Annotated in this window: 18 protein-coding genes; 7 read left to right on the top strand and 11 right to left on the bottom strand. The window is 63.4% G+C overall.

The features are described from left to right. Window positions 1-7: 7 nt before the first annotated feature. The 5 genes from ACS8YF_RS01040 to sufB all read right to left on the bottom strand — a co-directional run bounded on the left by ACS8YF_RS01040 (window position 8) and on the right by sufB (window position 5,290). Window positions 8-328, bottom strand: a complete 321-nt coding sequence (locus ACS8YF_RS01040) for a non-heme iron oxygenase ferredoxin subunit (RefSeq protein WP_440848353.1) — start codon at window positions 326-328, stop codon at window positions 8-10. 13 nt (window positions 329-341) lie between these two features. Beyond that, window positions 342-1,601 carry a cysteine desulfurase gene (locus tag ACS8YF_RS01045; protein WP_440848354.1) on the bottom strand — a complete coding sequence of 420 codons (1,260 nt, stop codon included), beginning with the start codon at window positions 1,599-1,601 and terminating at the stop codon, window positions 342-344. Between the two features lie 19 nt (window positions 1,602-1,620). Beyond that, on the bottom strand, window positions 1,621-2,958 hold the full coding sequence (gene sufD, locus ACS8YF_RS01050) for a Fe-S cluster assembly protein SufD (protein WP_440848355.1): 1,338 nt from the start codon (window positions 2,956-2,958) through the stop codon (window positions 1,621-1,623). Then, window positions 2,955-3,716, bottom strand: a complete 762-nt coding sequence (gene sufC / locus ACS8YF_RS01055; RefSeq protein ID WP_440848356.1) for a Fe-S cluster assembly ATPase SufC — start codon at window positions 3,714-3,716, stop codon at window positions 2,955-2,957. Before sufC ends, sufD begins: the two co-directional genes overlap by 4 nt. An 86-nt stretch (window positions 3,717-3,802) precedes the next feature. Next, window positions 3,803-5,290 (bottom strand): Fe-S cluster assembly protein SufB, encoded by a 1,488-nt coding sequence (gene sufB / locus ACS8YF_RS01060; RefSeq protein WP_440848357.1) that lies wholly within the window; start codon window positions 5,288-5,290, stop codon window positions 3,803-3,805. A gap of 169 nt (window positions 5,291-5,459) precedes the next feature. Between sufB and ACS8YF_RS01065 the strand changes: the two genes are divergently transcribed. The 3 genes from ACS8YF_RS01065 (at window position 5,460) to ACS8YF_RS01075 (ending at window position 6,762) form a co-directional block, all read left to right on the top strand. Then, on the top strand, window positions 5,460-5,954 hold the full coding sequence (locus ACS8YF_RS01065) for a DUF3015 family protein (RefSeq protein WP_440848358.1): 495 nt from the start codon (window positions 5,460-5,462) through the stop codon (window positions 5,952-5,954). A gap of 84 nt (window positions 5,955-6,038) precedes the next feature. Next, window positions 6,039-6,482, top strand: a complete 444-nt coding sequence (locus ACS8YF_RS01070; protein WP_440848359.1) for an acyl-CoA thioesterase — start codon at window positions 6,039-6,041, stop codon at window positions 6,480-6,482. A 1-nt stretch (window position 6,483) separates the two neighbouring features. Beyond that, window positions 6,484-6,762 carry a SelT/SelW/SelH family protein gene (locus tag ACS8YF_RS01075; protein ID WP_440848360.1) on the top strand — a complete coding sequence of 93 codons (279 nt, stop codon included), beginning with the start codon at window positions 6,484-6,486 and terminating at the stop codon, window positions 6,760-6,762. 281 nt (window positions 6,763-7,043) lie between these two features. Here the strand turns inward: ACS8YF_RS01075 and ACS8YF_RS01080 are convergent, their stop codons facing one another. From ACS8YF_RS01080 to ACS8YF_RS01090, 3 genes are read right to left on the bottom strand one after another with little or no spacing between them, the layout of a single operon-like run. After that, window positions 7,044-7,466: a DUF3293 domain-containing protein gene (locus ACS8YF_RS01080; RefSeq protein ID WP_440848361.1), complete on the bottom strand. Its 423-nt coding sequence runs from the start codon at window positions 7,464-7,466 to the stop codon at window positions 7,044-7,046. 53 nt (window positions 7,467-7,519) lie between these two features. Further along, on the bottom strand, window positions 7,520-9,982 hold the full coding sequence (locus tag ACS8YF_RS01085) for an acyl-CoA dehydrogenase (RefSeq protein ID WP_440848362.1): 2,463 nt from the start codon (window positions 9,980-9,982) through the stop codon (window positions 7,520-7,522). A 21-nt stretch (window positions 9,983-10,003) separates the two neighbouring features. Then, complete coding sequence (locus tag ACS8YF_RS01090) at window positions 10,004-10,666, bottom strand: TetR/AcrR family transcriptional regulator (protein ID WP_440848363.1); 663 nt, start codon at window positions 10,664-10,666, stop codon at window positions 10,004-10,006. Window positions 10,667-10,767: 101 nt separating this feature from the next. On the opposite strand from ACS8YF_RS01090, the gene ACS8YF_RS01095 reads away from it, so the two are divergent. Next, a complete protein-coding gene (locus ACS8YF_RS01095) occupies window positions 10,768-11,208 on the top strand; it encodes an acyl-CoA thioesterase (RefSeq protein ID WP_440848364.1) in 441 nt (146 codons plus the stop codon). A gap of 50 nt (window positions 11,209-11,258) precedes the next feature. Here the strand turns inward: ACS8YF_RS01095 and ACS8YF_RS01100 are convergent, their stop codons facing one another. Both ACS8YF_RS01100 and purB read right to left on the bottom strand, forming a co-directional pair. Further along, window positions 11,259-11,876 carry a nitroreductase family protein gene (locus ACS8YF_RS01100; protein WP_440848365.1) on the bottom strand — a complete coding sequence of 206 codons (618 nt, stop codon included), beginning with the start codon at window positions 11,874-11,876 and terminating at the stop codon, window positions 11,259-11,261. Between the two features lie 293 nt (window positions 11,877-12,169). Next, on the bottom strand, window positions 12,170-13,561 hold the full coding sequence (gene purB / locus ACS8YF_RS01105) for an adenylosuccinate lyase (RefSeq protein WP_440848366.1): 1,392 nt from the start codon (window positions 13,559-13,561) through the stop codon (window positions 12,170-12,172). Between the two features lie 139 nt (window positions 13,562-13,700). On the opposite strand from purB, the gene ACS8YF_RS01110 reads away from it, so the two are divergent. Both ACS8YF_RS01110 and ACS8YF_RS01115 read left to right on the top strand, forming a co-directional pair. Next, the gene (locus ACS8YF_RS01110) at window positions 13,701-15,089 is read left to right on the top strand and encodes a class II fumarate hydratase (RefSeq protein ID WP_440848367.1); all 1,389 of its coding nucleotides are present in this window, start codon (window positions 13,701-13,703) and stop codon (window positions 15,087-15,089) included. An 85-nt stretch (window positions 15,090-15,174) separates the two neighbouring features. Continuing rightward, entirely contained in the window at window positions 15,175-15,576 is a 402-nt protein-coding gene (locus ACS8YF_RS01115; RefSeq protein WP_440848368.1) for a hypothetical protein, read from the top strand. Window positions 15,577-15,626: 50 nt separating this feature from the next. Here ACS8YF_RS01115 and ACS8YF_RS01120 read toward each other — a convergent pair whose 3' ends face one another. Then, window positions 15,627-16,073: a DUF6918 family protein gene (locus tag ACS8YF_RS01120; protein ID WP_440848369.1), complete on the bottom strand. Its 447-nt coding sequence runs from the start codon at window positions 16,071-16,073 to the stop codon at window positions 15,627-15,629. Window positions 16,074-16,304: 231 nt separating this feature from the next. On the opposite strand from ACS8YF_RS01120, the gene ACS8YF_RS01125 reads away from it, so the two are divergent. Continuing rightward, window positions 16,305-16,823 (top strand): GNAT family N-acetyltransferase, encoded by a 519-nt coding sequence (locus ACS8YF_RS01125; RefSeq protein WP_440848370.1) that lies wholly within the window; start codon window positions 16,305-16,307, stop codon window positions 16,821-16,823. The last annotated feature ends 26 nt before the right edge of the window (window positions 16,824-16,849 follow it).

The following is a 16,849-nucleotide window of genomic DNA, read 5'->3' on the forward strand; positions in this document are numbered from 1 at the left end:
GCAGGCGTCAGTCGAAACGATCGTCCCGGACCTGGACCACGCCATTCTCGACGCGGATCGGAAAGGTGGCGACATCCTCGTAGGCGGGTGCGCTGAGCGCCTTGCCGTTCTTGATACAGAAACGCGCACCGTGGCGCGGGCAGATCACTTCGCAGCCTTCGACATCGCCGCTGGCCAGTTCGCCGCCATCGTGCGTGCACATGTCGTGGATCGCGTAGTAGTCCTTGTCGTAGCAAAAAACCGCGATCATCGTGTCGTCCACATCGACGATGCGGCACTGGCCTTCGTCGAGTTCGCCGTCCTTGCAGACATCCACCCAATCGGTCATCGCGACAATCCTTTTATCCGAAGATACGTTGAATGCTTTCCAGGCCGCCGATCAGCGCATCGACATCGGCTTGCGTATTGTAGAGCGCGAAGGACACGCGCGCGGTCGCCGGTACAGCGAAGCGCTCCATCAGCGGCATCGCACAGTGATGGCCGGTCCGGATTGCCACGCCCGATTCATCGAGCAGGGTGCCGATGTCGTGCGCATGCACGCCGTCCATCACGAAGGAGATGATCCCGGCCTTGCCCGGCGCGGTGCCAATGATGCGCAGGCCGTCGATGGCTTGCATCTCGCGCGTCGCGCGCGCCAGCAGTTCGTGTTCGTAGTCGAACACGGCGGCCAGATCCAGGTCGTTGACGTAGTCGATGGCGGCCCCGAGGGCGGCCGCGCCGGCGATGTTGGGGGTGCCAGCCTCGAACTTGTAGGGCACGTCGTTGTACGTCGTACCCGAGAAGGACACCGTCTCGATCATGTCGCCGCCGCCCTGATAGGGCGGCATGGCTTCCAGCAGTTCGCGCTTGGCGTACAGGGCGCCGAAGCCGGTGGGGCCGAACAGTTTGTGCGCCGACATCGCGTAGAAGTCGGCGTCGAGAGCGGTGACATCGACCGGCATGTGGGCCACGGCCTGGGCGCCGTCGATCAGGGTCACCGCGCCGACGTCATGCGCCGCGGCGATCATCTCGGCCACCGGCAGCACCGTGCCCAGGGCGTTGGAGATATGCGCGAATGCGGCAATGGCCGTACGTTCCGACAGCTTCGCGCGGAAGTCCTCGAGCGATACACTGCCGTCGTCGCCGATCGGCGCCACCACGATTTGCGCGCCGGTGGCTTCGGCCACCATCTGCCAGGGCACGATGTTGGAGTGGTGTTCCAGCTCGGTGAGCAGGATCTCGTCCCCCGGCTTCAGCCGCGGCCGGGCGTAGCACTGGGCGACCAGGTTGATGCCGTCCGTGGTGCCGCGGGTATAGACGATCTCGTCGCGCGAGCGCGCGCCGATGAATTCGGCCAGTTTGTCGCGACAGGCTTCGTATTGCTGCGTGGCCCGTTGCGACAGCGTGTGGATCGCGCGGTGTACGTTGGCGTTGGCGTGGCGATAATAGTCGTCGCTGGCCTGAATGACGTGCAACGGCTTCTGGGTGGTCGCCGCGTTGTCGAGATACACCAGCCGTCGCCCCGAGGGCAGGGCCTCGAGCAGGATGGGGAAGTCGGCGCGCGCGTGCTCGGCGTCGAACGCCGGGGCCGCGCTTGCGGTCTGCTGCTTCACTTCGGACATGACGGCTTCTCCCGCCAACTCAGGCCAGATCCACGTATGCGCGACCGCCCGGCAGCTTGGCCAGGATGGCGGCCTCGACATAACGCTCGATCGGCTCGATGCCGACCTTCTGCACCAGTGCGTTGGCAAAACTGTAGGTCAGGATGGCGCGTGCGCCTTCCTCGCTCACGCCACGGCTGTTGAGATAGAACACCGCGTCTTCGTCGAGCTGGCCGATGGTCGAGCCGTGACCGGCGGTCACATCGTCGGCATAGATCTCGAGTTCCGGCTTGGCGTCGACTTCGGCGTTGTCGGACAGCAGCAGGGCATCGCAGGACAGATCCGAATCGGTCTTCTGCGCGTCCTTTTGAATCACGATCTTGCCATTGAATACGCCGCGGGCGTGACCGGCGAGCACACCCTTGTATTGTTCCCGGGAAAGACTGTGCTCGGTGGCGTGGTCGATCCGGGTGTGATTGTCCACATGCTGGCGCCCGGTCGCCGTGTAGACACCGTTGAAGTGGACTTCCGCATTGTGGTCGACCAGTCGTGCATTGGTATCGATACGCGCCAGGCGCCCGCCCAGATCAAAGCCGTGATTGAACACGCGGCTATCGCGGCGCTGCTGGGCGAAGAAGCTCGATACGTGGTAGCCACGCTCGGATTCCTGCTGAATGCGCACCCGGGTGAGTTGTGCATTGCGCCCCATTACGGCCTCGGTCACCTGGTTGGCGAAGTAGGCCTTGCTGCCGAGGCCGACCGAATGCTCGATGATGACGGCCTGGCTGTTCTCGCCGAAGACGTAGCGATGGCGGACCTGGGTCATGCGCTCGTCGCGTACGCCGGAGGTCACGCTGATCACGTGCAGCGGTTTCTCCAGCACGGCGTTGGCCGCGGTTTCGACATAAGCGCCGTCGGTGAAGAACGCCGCGTTCATGGCGGTCAGGCTGCCCGGCTCTTCTTCGATCTCGCATGCCTTGACGGTGGCGCCCGCGTTTTCGGACAGATAGTCCGCGAAGGAACGCACGGTCACGCCGGCGGGCAGATCGTCGACATCCGACAGCGCCGCGTTGAAGCGGCCGTCGACGAAGATGATGCGGTGGGCGTCCAGATCCGCAGGGATGAACGCGCGCAGTTCGTCCAGTGCCACCGGTTCGGCTTCGTCGCTGATCTCGAAGCGACGCTTCTCGACAGGCTGAAGACTGGTGTACTTCCAGTCTTCCTCGCGTGTGGAGGGAAACCCGGCTTCGGAGAAGCGGGTCAGCTCGGCCGAGCGCTCGCGCTTGGAGTCGTCGCTGCCGGGCAGGTCGCGCTCGACCCGGGCGTATTCGGCCAGATAGTGGTCGATGCTGGGTTCGATCTGTTGCGTCGCGCTCATGACGTCGCAGCGGCCTCGTCGGTTTCCAGGTTGGCGTAGCCTTCTTCCTCGAGCGTATCGGCCAGTTCGGGCCCGCCCGAACGCACGATCCGGCCCTGGTACAACACGTGCACCCGATCGGGTACGACATGCTCCAGCAGGCGCTTGTAGTGGGTCACGAGGATGACGGAGCGATCCGGCGAGCGCAGGCGGTTGATTCCACTCGCGACGATCTTCAGTGCGTCGATGTCGAGCCCGGAGTCGGTTTCATCCAGGACCGCCAGGGCGGGTTCCAGCATCAGCATCTGGAAGATTTCGTTGCGTTTCTTCTCGCCGCCGGAGAAATCCTCGTTCACACCGCGCTTGACCATGTCCATGCTCATGCCGACATGGCTGATCTTCTCCTGAACCATCTGCATGAATTCCACGGCGTCGATCTCGGGCTCGCCGTGATACTTGCGGCGCGCGTTGATCGCGGCACGCAGCAGGTACAGGTTGGATACACCGGGGATCTCGACCGGGTACTGGAAGCCGAGGAACACGCCTTCGCAGGCGCGTTCGTCGGGGGCGAGCTCGAGCAGTTCCCGGCCCTTGAACGTCACGCTGCCCTCGGTGACCTCGTATTCCTCGCGCCCGGCGAGAATACTGGCCAGGGTCGACTTGCCGGAACCGTTCGGGCCCATGATGGCATGGACTTCACCGTCCGGGACTTCGAGATTGATGCCGCGGAGGATAGGCTTGCCTTCGACCTCGGCATGCAGGTTCTTGATTGAGATCATATGCGTTATTCGAACAATGAAAACTGGACAGGCCCGGCACCACTGGCGCCCGGGCCCGGAAAACGACTGCGCTTCGAGCCGCGGTCCTAGCCGACCGCGTTCTCCAGCGTGACGTTGAGAAGCTTCTGGGCCTCGACGGCGAATTCCATCGGCAGCTCCTTGAACACATCCTTGCAGAAGCCATTGACAATCAGATTGACGGCGTCCTCTTCGGACAGGCCGCGCTGCTGACAGTAGAACATCTGGTCTTCGCCGATCTTCGAGGTCGTGGCCTCGTGTTCAAGCTTGGCCGTGCTGTTCCGGGATTCGACGTAAGGGAAGGTATGCGCGCCGCATTTATCGCCGATGAGCAGCGAGTCGCACTGCGTGAAGTTGCGCGCATTCGTCGCGCTCGGCAGGACCTTCACCAGGCCGCGATAGGCCTGCTCGCCTCGCACCGCCGAAATACCCTTGGCGATGATGGTCGACCTGGTGTTCTTGCCGATGTGAATCATCTTCGTGCCGGTATCGGCCTGCTGCATGCCGCGTGTCACAGCCACCGAATAGAACTCACCGACCGAGTCGTTGCCAGTGAGTACGCAACTCGGATATTTCCAGGTAATCGCAGAGCCTGTCTCGACCTGGGTCCAGGAGATCTTGGAGCGGTCGCCGCGGCATTCGCCGCGCTTGGTCACGAAATTGTAGATGCCGCCCTTGCCGTTTTCGTCACCCGGGTACCAGTTCTGGACGGTCGAATACTTGATCCGGGCATCTTCCTCGGCCACCAGTTCGACCACCGCCGCATGCAGCTGGTTCTCGTCGCGCTGGGGCGCCGTGCAGCCTTCCAGGTACGACACTTCGCTGCCCGCTTCGGCCACGATCAGCGTCCGCTCGAACTGGCCGGTGTTTTCGGCGTTGATGCGGAAATACGTCGACAGCTCCATCGGGCATTTCACCCCCTTGGGGATGTAGACGAAGGAGCCGTCGGTGAACACGGCCGAGTTCAGGCCGGCGAAGAAATTGTCGCCGCGCGGCACCACGCTACCGAGGTGCTGGCGGACCAGCTCCGGATATTCCTGGATGGCTTCGGAAATCGAGCAGAAGATGACGCCGGCATCATGCAGTTTCTGCTTGAAGGTCGTGGCGACCGAAACGCTGTCGAAGACCGCATCCACCGCGACGTTGCTACCGGAGGTCGGGTACTGGGCCCCCTCCACACCGGCCAGCATTTCCTGCTCGCGTAGCGGGATGCCGAGCTTTTCGTAGGTTTCGAGCAGCTTCGGATCGACTTCGTCCAGGCTTTTCGGCTTGTCCTTGGCGGACTTGGGCGCCGAATAGTAGGAGATCTTCTGAAAATCGATCGGCGGATAGTGCAGATGCGGCCAACGGGGCATCTTCATCTGCTGCCACTGCCGATAGGCTTCGAGGCGCCATTCCAGCATCCATTCCGGTTCGTTCTTCTTGTCGGAAATGAACCGGATGACGTCCTCGTTCAGACCCGGGGCGACCGTATCGGACTCCAGATCCGTGACGAATCCGGCTTCATATTCGCGCGTGGCGACCAGTTCTTCGACGTCGTCCTGATGTGCGGCCATAGCAACTCGAATCTTGGTAGAAAGGTCGGTTATCGACCTGAAAGTATAACGCGAATGAGCCCCGGCTAATATCGCCGCGTACCCATACTTCCGATAGTGGGGCCCTATGAAACACCTTCAAGGCATTGCCTGGACACGGGCTTGCGTCGCCCGAGCCCGACGCGCTCTAATGAAGTCCGCCATGAATACGTTCAGGGAGAGCGCGATGCGCAGGATTGTAAGCTTGGGTGCGATAACCGGCTTCGGTCTCCTGGCCGCCGGTTGTTCGCAGGTCGCGGTGACTTCCAACACGCTGCTCAACGGTACCGCGCGCATTGCCGACGCGACGACCGATGCCGTCCGGGAAACCAGTCAGGCCACGACCGACTCGACGCGGAACAGCTTCGCCCAGACGCACAGGGCGCGCGAGAAATTCGTGCGTTCCCAGTATGCCATGCTCAAGAGTGAGGCGGCGCGCGGCTCGGGCGAGGATCTCGATGCACTGGCTTACATGATGCAGGCCCGCGATAAGTCGGCGTTCGAATCCCGGGTGCAGGCGAACTATCCCCAATTGTTCGCGGGCAAGCCCAGTGCCGACGCGTTCCTTTCGCGCCTTTACAAGGTGGTGGGGACGCCGCCGGATATGACCGCGGCAAGCGCGGCCGACACCCTGGCCGCGAGCTGATCCACCACGCGCCGTGATGTTGAGAAGCCAGCGCATGCCGCCGGCTTCTTTCGATTGCGCCTCGCGCACAACGGAAAGCCGGATATGGCGTTTGACAGACGGTGGGACATCGATGTCCCGTTCTACATCGAGATCGCGGTCGGCGCGGATGACATCGATCGGCTCGATCACGTCAACAACTCGGTGTACCTGCAATATATGGAACGGGCGGCCTGGGCGCATACGCTCGCGCTGGGGCTGGACTGGGATACCTATGTCGCGCTGGATGCCGCGTGCGTGGTGCGGCACCATAATCTCGATTACCTGATCGCCGCAAAGCTGGGGGATCGACTGCAGGTTGCCACCTGGATCGGCGAAAACGACGGTCGGATATCGATGTGGCGTTACTTCCAGATGCGCCGGGCCGACGACGGTCGCACCATCTTCCGCGCGCGGACCCAGTATGTGACGATTTGTCTGTCGAACGGCCGACCGTGCCGCATGCCGCCATCGTTCGCCGAGGCCTATGCGCCAGTCCACCGGGTCTGAAATGCCGCGGTCGCCGCGGGTGGCCATTCTGTATTGTCCGGCCTGCCGCTGGGTGGCGCGCGCGGCCTGGATGGGCCAGGAAATCCTGACCACGTTCGGGAGCGCGCTCGGCGAAGTGGCGCTGGTGCCGGCCGGGCGCGGGGTATTTCAGGTCTGGCTTGATGGCGAATGCCTGCACGATCGCGCCGCGGCTGGCGGGTTTCCCGAGGCGAAACCGATCAAACAGATGATCCGCGATCGTATCGACCCCGACCGCGACCTCGGGCATTCTGAAGGGTAGATCGCTCGCCCGTCGGGTGGCGGCCCGGCGATGACCCGGGTGCCATCCGGGTTTGTACGGGTTTGTACGGGGTCGCCGCGGCCCAAGCGCTGTTGGGATGGGCCCTTATTAACCCGGCACGAAAATAGATGATTTTTCGGGTTGATAGCGCGAGTATGCGATCGCATGCTCGCCGCGGCCATCGGCCGCGAAGCCTTTGAAAATAAAAGACGGACAGGCGCCGGCTTTTATTTTTGAAGGCGTTAAAAACAGCGGATGAAGTCAGCTGTTTTGATGTCGGATTAATAAATCCAGACCAGGTCGACGCGTGCCCGATCGACCGCGACGATCGCGACCTGGCCGAAGCGTCGCGCCAGGTTGCGCGCCATGCCTTCTTCCATGCCGGCCACGAGCCAGCCGGGTTCGTTCGGCCAGTCGCCGGCGGTATCGCGGTTGACCGCGGCCAGACGGTCGAAACCGCGACGCTTGAGCAGGGTGTCGAGCACCTGGTGTCGCGCGCGGTTGTCGACCGCGGCGGCCGCTTCGGCGCCGGGGTTGTAGGCGGTGATCAGCCATGCCGGGGTGGCGCCATTGCGGACGCTCACCCAGTCGGCGAGCGTGGCGGGGGTTGCCCGATACAGGTTCAGGACGATGTTTTCGCCTCGATACTCGACGCAGTAGTCGGTGCTCTGGAACGTGTTGCTCAGTTCGCTGCGTTGGCGCATCGCAAAAAAAAGGCCCGGGATTGACCCGGGCCATGATGCGGTATGAAAAAGCGTTATGCCACGCGCGCTTCGTTGCGATGGTCTTCGTGGCGTTTGTGCGCCATGTCGGCCAGATAGTCCTTCGTAAAGGCGTCGGTCAGGATCGCGTCGTAGCGCATGCGATCGTATTCCGCGACCTGGTCCGCCTGTTCCTGGGTGAGGATGTGCTTTTCAACCGCGGACCGCAGACGTGCTTCGGTGTCAAGGCCATCCACCTCCCCCTTGGCAACCGCCTTGAAGAAGGTGTCGTAGATTGGCTCGACCTCGATCAGCTTGTTGAAGGTCGCCTCGATGCGCCCTGTCGCCGACTCCGGGTCGCGGCCGACATAGATATCGGCGGAAAGACGATCGCGGAACGCCGAGGGCTCCATTATAGCGTCGCCGAGCGCGTTGATCAGGCGATCACTCGGGCCCTTGTGTGCCATACCGGTCGGGAACACGAGCAGGCGCATGGCGCCGCCGACGAGGCCATTCGGGAAGTTGCGGAAGAAACCGTCGAAGGCCTTTTCGATCCTGGCCAGCGACTCGGCCATCACGTAATGCAGATGATCGACGTCTTCTTCCTTCTCGCCCTCGTCGTAGAAGTACTTGAGGGTGGCCGAGGCGAAGTACAGCTCGGACAACACATCACCGAGCCGGGCCGAGAGCAGTTCCTTGCGCTTGAGCTCACCACCGAGCAGGCCCATGGTGATATCGGAGCTGATGGCCAGGGCGGAGGAAAAGCGCTCGAGCTGCCGGTAATAGGGCGCGGCTACGCCGGATACCGGCGCCTTGGCGGTGATCGCGCCGGTCAGCCCGAAGGTGAAGGCGCGGGCAGCCCGGTTGACCGAGTAACCCACATGCGACCACAGCAGATCGTCGAAGTCGTCGAGGTTGTCCTCGCGCGCGGCTTCCATCTCCGGGAAGATATACGGGTGACAACGGATCGCGCCCTGGCCGAAGATCATCAGGCTGCGGGTGAGGATGTTGGCGCCCTCGACCGTGATCGCGATCGGAATCGACTGGTAGGAACTGGCCAGATAGTTGCGCGGGCCCTGCTGAATGCCGCGGCCGCCGTGAACGTCCATCGCGTCGTTGACGATCACGCGCATCCACTCGGTCATGTGGTATTTGGCCATGGCCGTGACCACCGACGGCGTGCACTTGTCCACGCCGGAGGCCGTCATCACGCGTGCGGCTTCCATCTTGTAGTTCAGGCCCGAGATGCGCGCGGTGGCTTCCTGCACGCCCTCGAACTTGCCCACCGGCAACTTGAACTGGCGGCGGATGCGCGTCCAGGCGCCGGTCATGCGATACGACATCTTGGCCGCGGCCGACGACAGCGCCGGCAGGGAAATGCCGCGCCCGGCGGACAGGCACTCGACCAGCATGCGCCAGCCGCCGCCGGCCTTCTCGGGGCCGCCGATGATGGCGTCCAGCGGCACGAATATGTCCTTGCCGTAAATCGGGCCATTCATGAACGCGCCGGGGTAATGCCGTTTGCCGATTTCCACGCCCGGCTCATCGGCCGAAATCAGGGCGCAGGTGATGCCGTAGTCGGTCTTGTCGGGATCGCCCAGCAGCCCTTCGGGATCGTGCAGGCGGAACGCCAGGCCGATGACCGTGGCCACCGGCGCCAGCGTGATCCAGCGTTTGGAGAAGGTCAGCTTCATGCCGAGCACTTCCTGACCCTGATATTCCCCCTTGCAGACGATGCCGTAGTCGGGCAGGGCGCCGGCATCGGACCCGACTTCCGGGCCGGTGAGGCCGAAACAGGGGATCTGGCTGCCATCGGCCAGGCCGGGCAGCCATTTGGCCTGTTGCTCCTTGGTGCCGTAGTGAATCAGGAGTTCTCCGGGCCCGAGCGAGTTCGGCACCATCACGGTCACCGCGGTGGTCAGCGAACGGGAGGCGATCTTGGCCACCACCGTCGACTGGGCCAGGGCCGAGAAACCCAGGCCGCCGTGCTCCTTGGGGATGAGCATGGCAAAGAACTTGTTCCTGCGGATGTAATCCCAGCCTTCGGGCGGGATATCGTGGCGCTCGTTAAGGATTTCCCACTCGTCGAGCATCGAACACAGCGTTTCGGTCTCGTTATCCAGAAACGAGCGTTCGTCTTCGGTGAGCTGGGTGCGGCGGAAATCCAGCAGATACTGCCAGTCGGGCTTGCCGCGGAACATTTCCGTCTCCCACCAGGTGCTGCCGGCTTCGAGCGCCTCGCGCTCGGTGTCCGACATCGGCGGCAGAACCGATTTGAACTTGGCGAATATGGGTTTGGTCGCGTAGCGCTTGCGTAGTCCGGGGGTGTTGAACAGCACAAGCGGCGGCACCAAGACGATCGCGGCGATCAGCAGGCCGAGCCAGCCGATCACGCCGGTGACGGCGAGACCGACGAAATACACGACGACCGCCGCGCTCCAGATGGCCAGCGCGGCGCCGGTATAGGCCAGCGCCCAGACCGCCGCGATGGCGATGACAAGGGCAACAAGAATGCTCATGGTGGGTTCCTCCGTGAATATCTAGCGTGACTGGGCCACGGCCGGCGAAGCCGCCGCCGGCGTGTCGGCGGTTCGGCCGCCGTTATCGTCGTTGTCTTCGGCCTGTGCTTCCGGGGGCAGCAGGCTGACCATCAAAAAGCGGACGTAGTCGGCGAACGCGGGATCGTCGGCGGCCGGCCATTCGCCGGGCAGATCGCGCCGGATCTGCAGCGAGCCGAGAAAGACCGAGTAGGTCTGCAATGCCCATTGCCGCGCGCGACCGGGCCCCAGACCCAGCGCGGCATAGCAGTCGATGAGAAATTGCAGGCGCCGGCGTGAGACGCGTTCGACGTATTCGCGCACGAACGACGGTTTGGTCGCACTCGACAGTGCGGTATAGATGCGGCTGGCGCGACGCGAGGTGTTCACTTCCGTCACCAGGCGTTTGATACGGGCGCGTGGATCGGTTTCCTGCTGCACGCGCGCCAGCACTTCGTCGGTTTCGCGCGCCTCCCAGCGCGCCAGGGCGGCCGTGAGCAGGGCATCGCGATTGGCGAAATGCCAGTAGAAACTGCCCTTGGTCACGCCCAGCTCGCGAGCCAGCGGTTCGACCGCCACGCCTTCGACGCCACGGCGCCCAATGGCTTCAAGCGCGGCTTCGGCCCAGTCCTGGGCAGAGAGGGCATTTTTCTGGCTCTTGGGCATTCGGGGTTCGCACCGTTAAGACTTCCGTATAATCTTGCGCAGTCGTCGTGTTCTGTCAATACGGCGGCGTATGGAATAACGGATGCAGTGCGAGGGAGGCCATGCGCGAACCGAACCGCTCAGACTATGCCCACATCACCCCGATCAAGGTGAAATGGGGCGAAATGGACAGCCTTGGCCATGTGAACAACACGGTCTTCTTTCGATATTCGGAAGACGGGCGCATCGATTACATCCACCGGATCACCGAGGGTGGCGACACCCAGACCAGCGATGGGCCGATCCTGGCGGATCTGCAATGCAGTTTCCGTCGCCAGTTGCGGTTTCCGGCGGATGTGGAGATCGGTACGCGCGTGCGGCGCCTCGGCCGATCGAGCCTGGAACTGGAGCAATGCCTGTTCGGCTCCGAGTCGGACGAGCCGATCGCGGTGTACACCAACGTCATCGTCTGGTTCGACTACGGCGCCCAGACCAGCATGCGCATCCCGGAAACCGTCCGCGAGCGGATCCGACGGCTGGAGCACATCGCGCCGGAGGAATAACAGCCGGTTGGCATAGGCTCCAGGTCGTGGCGGCGGGCTTTCCGGCGGGATCAGCGCTCGCGCTCGGGGAAGCCGTTGTCCATGAAGACATCGTCGACGGCAAGCTGGCCGGCGCGCGGGTGGGCGTCGGCCAGTGGTTTGCCGATGCATAACATCATGCAGATGCGATGATCCGGCGGTAGGTTGATCAAGTGTCCGACACGCTTGAAGTCGAAGCCGTCCATCGGGCACGACTCATAGCCCATCGCCTTGGCCGCCAGCATGGCGGTCTGCGCGGCCATGCCGCAGGAGCGCATGCCTTCGTCGCGCTGCAACATGTCGTCGTCGCGATAGAAGTGCCGGATTTCGCGCACCATCGACTCCGAGACATGCGCGGGCGCGTTCACCCAATAGCGCTCGGGCGATTTATCCCAGCTTTTCAGATCCATGCAGAACACGAGCAGCAGCGAGGCGTCGGTCACCTGCGACTGGCCCCAGGCGGCCTTGCGGATCTCGGTGCGCAGCGTACGGTCGCGCACGGCAACGAACCGCCAGTTCTGGATGTTGAAGGCGGTAGGCGACAGGATTACATGATCCATCAGTTCGCGGATTTCGGCCTCGCTCATCCGATGCGCGGGATCGAACTTGCGCACCGAGCGCCGCCGGCGGATCGCTTCGAGTACGTCCAATGCTAGTGTCCTGTCCTGGGTATTTTGTCGTATTCAGCGAGGCGGCGCGCGTTCGTGGCAAGGCGCGACGCGCCGGCCAGGGCATCCCCCTGGCCAAGCGGCGCAACGCCGTCCACGGGCGCGCGCCGCCTCGCCCCACACCCGATATTCCGAAGGGAACGCCTGTGCGCGCCCATCACTGCGTTGCGCTCCTTTGCCATAGGCACGCTATGGCCACGCTATGGCGCAGTCGCGCGCCTTGTGCTGGACCCGCACAGGCGTTCTGAATACGGCAAAATACCCAGGACAGGACACTATTCCTGACCGCCGTCGGCGGCACGCTGGGCCTGGCCCACCGCATTGCCGATGTAGTCCTGCGGGCGCATGGCCTTGAGCCGGCGCTTGTCGTCGGCGGTGATCTCGAGACTGTCGATGAAGGCATGCATGGCCTCGGCATCGAGCTTCTTGCCGCGCGTGAGTGCCTTGAGTTTTTCGTACGCGCCGGAGATACCGCGGGCGCGCATGACGGTCTGGATGGCTTCGCCGAGCACGATCCAGTTGTCGTCGAGGTCGGCATCCAGGCGTCTGGCGTCGGCTTCGAGCTTGCCCAGGCCGCGCAGCAGCGCATCGTAGGACAGGGTGGAATGCGCCAGACCGACGCCGAGATTGCGCAATACGGTGGAATCGGTCAGGTCGCGTTGCCAGCGCGAGATCGGGAGTTTGGCCGCCAGATGATCCATGATCGCGTTGCCCAGGCCGAGATTGCCTTCGGCGTTCTCGAAATCGATCGGGTTGACCTTGTGCGGCATGGTCGACGAGCCGACCTCGCCCTCGACCGTCGCCTGCCGGAAGTAGCCCAGCGAAATATAGCTCCAGATATCGCGCGAGAAATCCAGCAGGATCGTGTTCACGCGCATGACGGCATGGAAGAATTCGGCCACGTAGTCGTGCGGCTCGATCTGGGTGGTCGCCGGGCTGGTCGCGAGCCCCATGCCGGTGATGAAGCGTTCGGCAATGCCCGGCCAGTCGGCCTCCGGATAAGCCGCCAGATGCGCGTTGTAGTTGCCCACGGCCCCGTTCATCTTGCCCAGGATCTCGATAGCGGCCAGGGCGGCGCGTTGACGACGCAGGCGCTGGACGAACACGGCCATTTCCTTGCCCAACGTGGTCGGTGACGCCGACTGGCCGTGTGTGCGCGAGAGCATGGCGAAATCGGCATAGATATCCGCCATCGTGGCGATGGCCTCGATGACCTGATCCAGCCGCGGCAGCAGCACGTCGCTGCGGGCGTCGCGCAGCATCTGGGCATAGGCCAGATTGTTGATGTCCTCGGACGTGCACGCGAAGTGAATGAACTGGCTGACGTGGGCTATTTCGTCGAAGTGCTCGATCTTGTCGCGCAGGTAGTACTCGACGGCCTTCACGTCGTGATTCGTGGTGCGCTCGATGGTCTTGACCGCATCGGCCTCGCCTTCATCGAAGTCATCGATCAGAGATTCGAGATAGTCATTGGCCGCCTGCGACATTTCGCCGATCTCGGGGATCGCCGGCTCGGCGGCCAGCGCCTGGAACCAGCGGATCTCGACGATCAGCCGGTAACGAATCAACCCGTATTCGCTGCACATGGGGCGCAGGTCGGCGGTCTTGCCGCCGTAGCGGCCGTCGATCGGCGAAATCGCGGTCAGTGCGGTCAGTCGCGTCGGCATATGGGGAACATCCGTGAACGAAGGCGGTGATAGAATCGCGGATTCTACCGAATACAAGGTGCCGGCGTCGCCAGCGGTCGCCGGCATCGCTTTTGTCGCCGGCCCCGGGCCGGGATACCGCGTCGAGAAGGAGTCCGCGATGGCCGATCAGAACTACCGCATCGAAAAAGACAGCATGGGCGAACTGCGTGTGCCCAGGGACGCGTTGTGGGGCGCCCAGTCCCAGCGCGCGATCGAGAATTTCCCGATCTCCGATCTGCGCGCGCCGCGTGCCATGATCAACGCGCTCGGCCTGATCAAGGCCAGTGCGGCACAGGTCAACCGCGATCTCGGCCTGCTCGACGGCGATATCGCGGAAGCGATCATCGACGCCGGCAAGAAGGTTGCCGCCGGCGACTATGACGACCATTTTCCGGTCGATATCTTTCAGACCGGCTCGGGCACCTCGACCAACATGAACACCAACGAGGTGATCGCGCATGTCGCCAGCCAGACGGCGGGCCAGACGGTGCACCCGAACGATCACGTCAACATGGGCCAGTCGTCCAACGACACCATCCCGACGTCGATCCAGGTCGCCTCGGTGGTCGAGTGCGAACGACATCTGCTGCCGGCGCTGCGGCATCTGCGCGATACGCTGCACACCAAGGGCGAGGAGCTGTCCACGGTGGTCAAGACCGGGCGTACGCACCTGATGGATGCCATGCCGGTGCGGTTCGACCAGGAACTCGGCGGCTGGGCCGCGCAGATCGATTCCAACATCGCCCGCGTGGAATCGGCGCTCACGCGCATGCGGCGCCTGGCCCAGGGCGGCACCGCCGTGGGTACCGGCATCAACGCGCATCCCGAGTTCGGCGAGCGGATCGCCCGGGCGATCAGCGAGGTCGCGCGCTGCCCGTTCTCGACCAGCGAGAATTACTTCGAGTGCCTGTCCTCGCAGGACAGCGCGGTCGAACTCTCCGGCCAGCTCAATACCATCGCGGTGTCGATCATGAAGATCGCCAACGATCTGCGCTGGATGAACTCCGGCCCGCTGGCCGGCCTCGGCGAGATCCAGCTGCCGGCGCTCCAGCCCGGCTCGTCGATCATGCCGGGCAAGGTGAACCCGGTGATCCCCGAGGCCGCTACCATGGTCGCCGCCCAGGTCATGGGCAACCACACCACTATCACGGTGTCCGGCCAGGCCGGTAATTTCCAGCTCAACGTCATGCTGCCGGTCGTGGCCTACAACCTGCTGCAGTCCATCGAGTTGCTGACCAACACCGCGCGTGTGCTGGCGGACAAGGCGATCGCCGGTTTCACGGTCAACCAGGACAACCTCGACGATGCGTTGTCGAAGAACCCGATCCTGGTGACCGCGTTGAACTCGGTGATCGGTTACGACAAGGGCGCGGCCATCGCCAAACAGGCGTACAAGGAAGGGCGTCCGGTCAAGGAGCTGGCCATGGAACAGACCGATCTGTCCGAAGCCGAACTCGACCGGCTGCTCGACCCGGCCGGGCTCACCCAGGGCGGGATCAAGCAGTAAACGCGCCAGCGTTCGCCGAGCCGGGCGGCACGATGCCCATGTCGTGCCGCCCGCGTTGTTTCATGACCTGAAAGACGGGCCGCGCATGTCCCAAGATAAATCGAACCGGCCGGCGCCGGTGTTCTGGGCCCTCGTGCTGTTCTGGCTCAGCATCGTGCTCGGACTGCTCAAGCTGGGGCGCGTACTGTCGTTGCCCGCCGGGCCGGGAGGGCACTCGTTCGCGGTGTTCACCTTCATCGCGATCTATTCGCTCATGGCCCTGGTGACCATCTATCTGACGATGGGCGCATCCTGGGCCCGCGGGGCGATGCTGATTCTGTTCATCATCGGCATCCTGCCCGCGTTGCCGCTGGTGTTCATGCACTTTGGCGCCATTCCGCTGGCGGCGACGCTGACGTGTGGCCAGACGGTGGCGCAGAGCGTCGGCCTGTATCTGGTGTTCCGCGAGCCGGCGGCCAGCTGGTTCGGCCGACCGATCGGCCGCTGAGATCGGATCGCGCCGCACGGGGCGCGCCGGTCAACGCGTGCCCTTGGCGGTCAATCGGCGTATTTCGACATGACGCTGGCAATCCCCGGCATGGCGGCAACCACTTCGCGCTGGGCGCGCCCGCGCAGCCGCTGATAGCCGGATTTGACCACCCGATTGTTCACCTCGGCCACCCGGCGATCACTGACCGCGAGGAGAGCGTCGGCCACCTGGCTCTGATGGGCCATCAGATAATCGCGGAAATGCGTGTCCGGGTCGGCCTGGGCGCGGACATAGAACGGTTCCAGTGCATCCACGAATTGTGGCAGCAGGGCGCGCATGGCACTGTCGATCAGATTCGGCTTGGCTTTCCGTACGATGTTGAATCCGGTGCGCAGGGCCATGTTCTTCTTTTCGACCTCGCTGGCCACGAGTGCCTTGCTGTCCGCCAGAAGCTGCGGAAATACGGCATCGTCGAGAAGCTGCTGGGCCAGGGGACCCTTTTGTGTTTCGGACACGGCTGGAACCATTCGGTGCGGGATTGTGGCGGGAATGTTTCAGATTGGCCCGCAGCCGTCAATTCTGCGTGTTAAGCGGCCGTTTCGTATCTCGAAGCCCGACGGTGTGGGATAGGCGCGTCGGGCTGGTTCGCCTTGCCCCGTTTTCAACACCTCGATCGCCATCACTCGCACGAATACCGGTCAATCTCGCTAAGATACGGGGTAGAGTGACTCGACGAAGCAGGTGGAATGTTCACGATCGAGCCGGTTCAGGCACGACACCAGGCGGCGTTCCTTGAGGCAGCCCGGCGAAGTGTGGGTCTTCATCATCCCTGGATTTCGCCGCCTTGCACCGTGGCGGGTTTCCGCCAGCATCTAAGACGTTACGAGGCGATCAACCAGGCCAGCTATGTGGCCGTCGCTGGCGATCATTCACTCATCGGCTGCGTGCATATCAACGAAATCGTGCACGGGGCGCTGCAGTCCGCCTTCCTCGCGTATTTCGTGTTCGAGCCCTATCAAGGGCGCGGGCTCATGTCGCAGGTGCTCGCCCGGGTGATCGACCTCGCCTTCGATCGCCATGGCCTGCATCGGGTCGAGGCGAATGTTCAGCCGGCCAATCGAGCGTCGAAGGCGCTTGTCGAACGCCTGGGTTTTCGGCTGGAAGGCTTTTCCCCGCGTTATCTCAAGATCGGCGGCGATTGGCGCGATCACGAACGCTATGCGCTGACCGTGGAGGAATGGACGGCGCGGCCCGGGGCGCGCTGAGTGGCGCGTGTGGCCGGGATAACAGC

The organism is Salinisphaera sp. SWV1, from assembly GCF_052044155.1.
Lineage (GTDB): Bacteria > Pseudomonadota > Gammaproteobacteria > Nevskiales > Salinisphaeraceae > Salinisphaera.

Excerpts from the sequence above, each read along its gene's own strand:
- ACS8YF_RS01115 (WP_440848368.1), top strand. The coding sequence starts at position 15,175 with ATGTCCCAAGATAAATCGAACCGGCCGGCGCCGGTGTTCTGGGCCCTC.
- purB (WP_440848366.1), bottom strand. The coding sequence starts at position 13,561 with ATGCCGACGCGACTGACCGCACTGACCGCGATTTCGCCGATCGACGGC.
- sufC (WP_440848356.1), bottom strand. The coding sequence starts at position 3,716 with ATGATCTCAATCAAGAACCTGCATGCCGAGGTCGAAGGCAAGCCTATC.
- sufD (WP_440848355.1), bottom strand. The coding sequence starts at position 2,958 with ATGAGCGCGACGCAACAGATCGAACCCAGCATCGACCACTATCTGGCC.
- ACS8YF_RS01040 (WP_440848353.1), bottom strand. The coding sequence starts at position 328 with ATGACCGATTGGGTGGATGTCTGCAAGGACGGCGAACTCGACGAAGGC.
- ACS8YF_RS01085 (WP_440848362.1), bottom strand. The coding sequence starts at position 9,982 with ATGAGCATTCTTGTTGCCCTTGTCATCGCCATCGCGGCGGTCTGGGCG.
- ACS8YF_RS01080 (WP_440848361.1), bottom strand. The coding sequence starts at position 7,466 with ATGCGCCAACGCAGCGAACTGAGCAACACGTTCCAGAGCACCGACTAC.
- ACS8YF_RS01090 (WP_440848363.1), bottom strand. The coding sequence starts at position 10,666 with ATGCCCAAGAGCCAGAAAAATGCCCTCTCTGCCCAGGACTGGGCCGAA.
- ACS8YF_RS01075 (WP_440848360.1), top strand. The coding sequence starts at position 6,484 with ATGCCGCGGTCGCCGCGGGTGGCCATTCTGTATTGTCCGGCCTGCCGC.
- ACS8YF_RS01045 (WP_440848354.1), bottom strand. The coding sequence starts at position 1,601 with ATGTCCGAAGTGAAGCAGCAGACCGCAAGCGCGGCCCCGGCGTTCGAC.
- ACS8YF_RS01125 (WP_440848370.1), top strand. The coding sequence starts at position 16,305 with ATGTTCACGATCGAGCCGGTTCAGGCACGACACCAGGCGGCGTTCCTT.
- ACS8YF_RS01110 (WP_440848367.1), top strand. The coding sequence starts at position 13,701 with ATGGCCGATCAGAACTACCGCATCGAAAAAGACAGCATGGGCGAACTG.
- ACS8YF_RS01070 (WP_440848359.1), top strand. The coding sequence starts at position 6,039 with ATGGCGTTTGACAGACGGTGGGACATCGATGTCCCGTTCTACATCGAG.
- ACS8YF_RS01065 (WP_440848358.1), top strand. The coding sequence starts at position 5,460 with ATGAAGTCCGCCATGAATACGTTCAGGGAGAGCGCGATGCGCAGGATT.
- ACS8YF_RS01095 (WP_440848364.1), top strand. The coding sequence starts at position 10,768 with ATGCGCGAACCGAACCGCTCAGACTATGCCCACATCACCCCGATCAAG.
- sufB (WP_440848357.1), bottom strand. The coding sequence starts at position 5,290 with ATGGCCGCACATCAGGACGACGTCGAAGAACTGGTCGCCACGCGCGAA.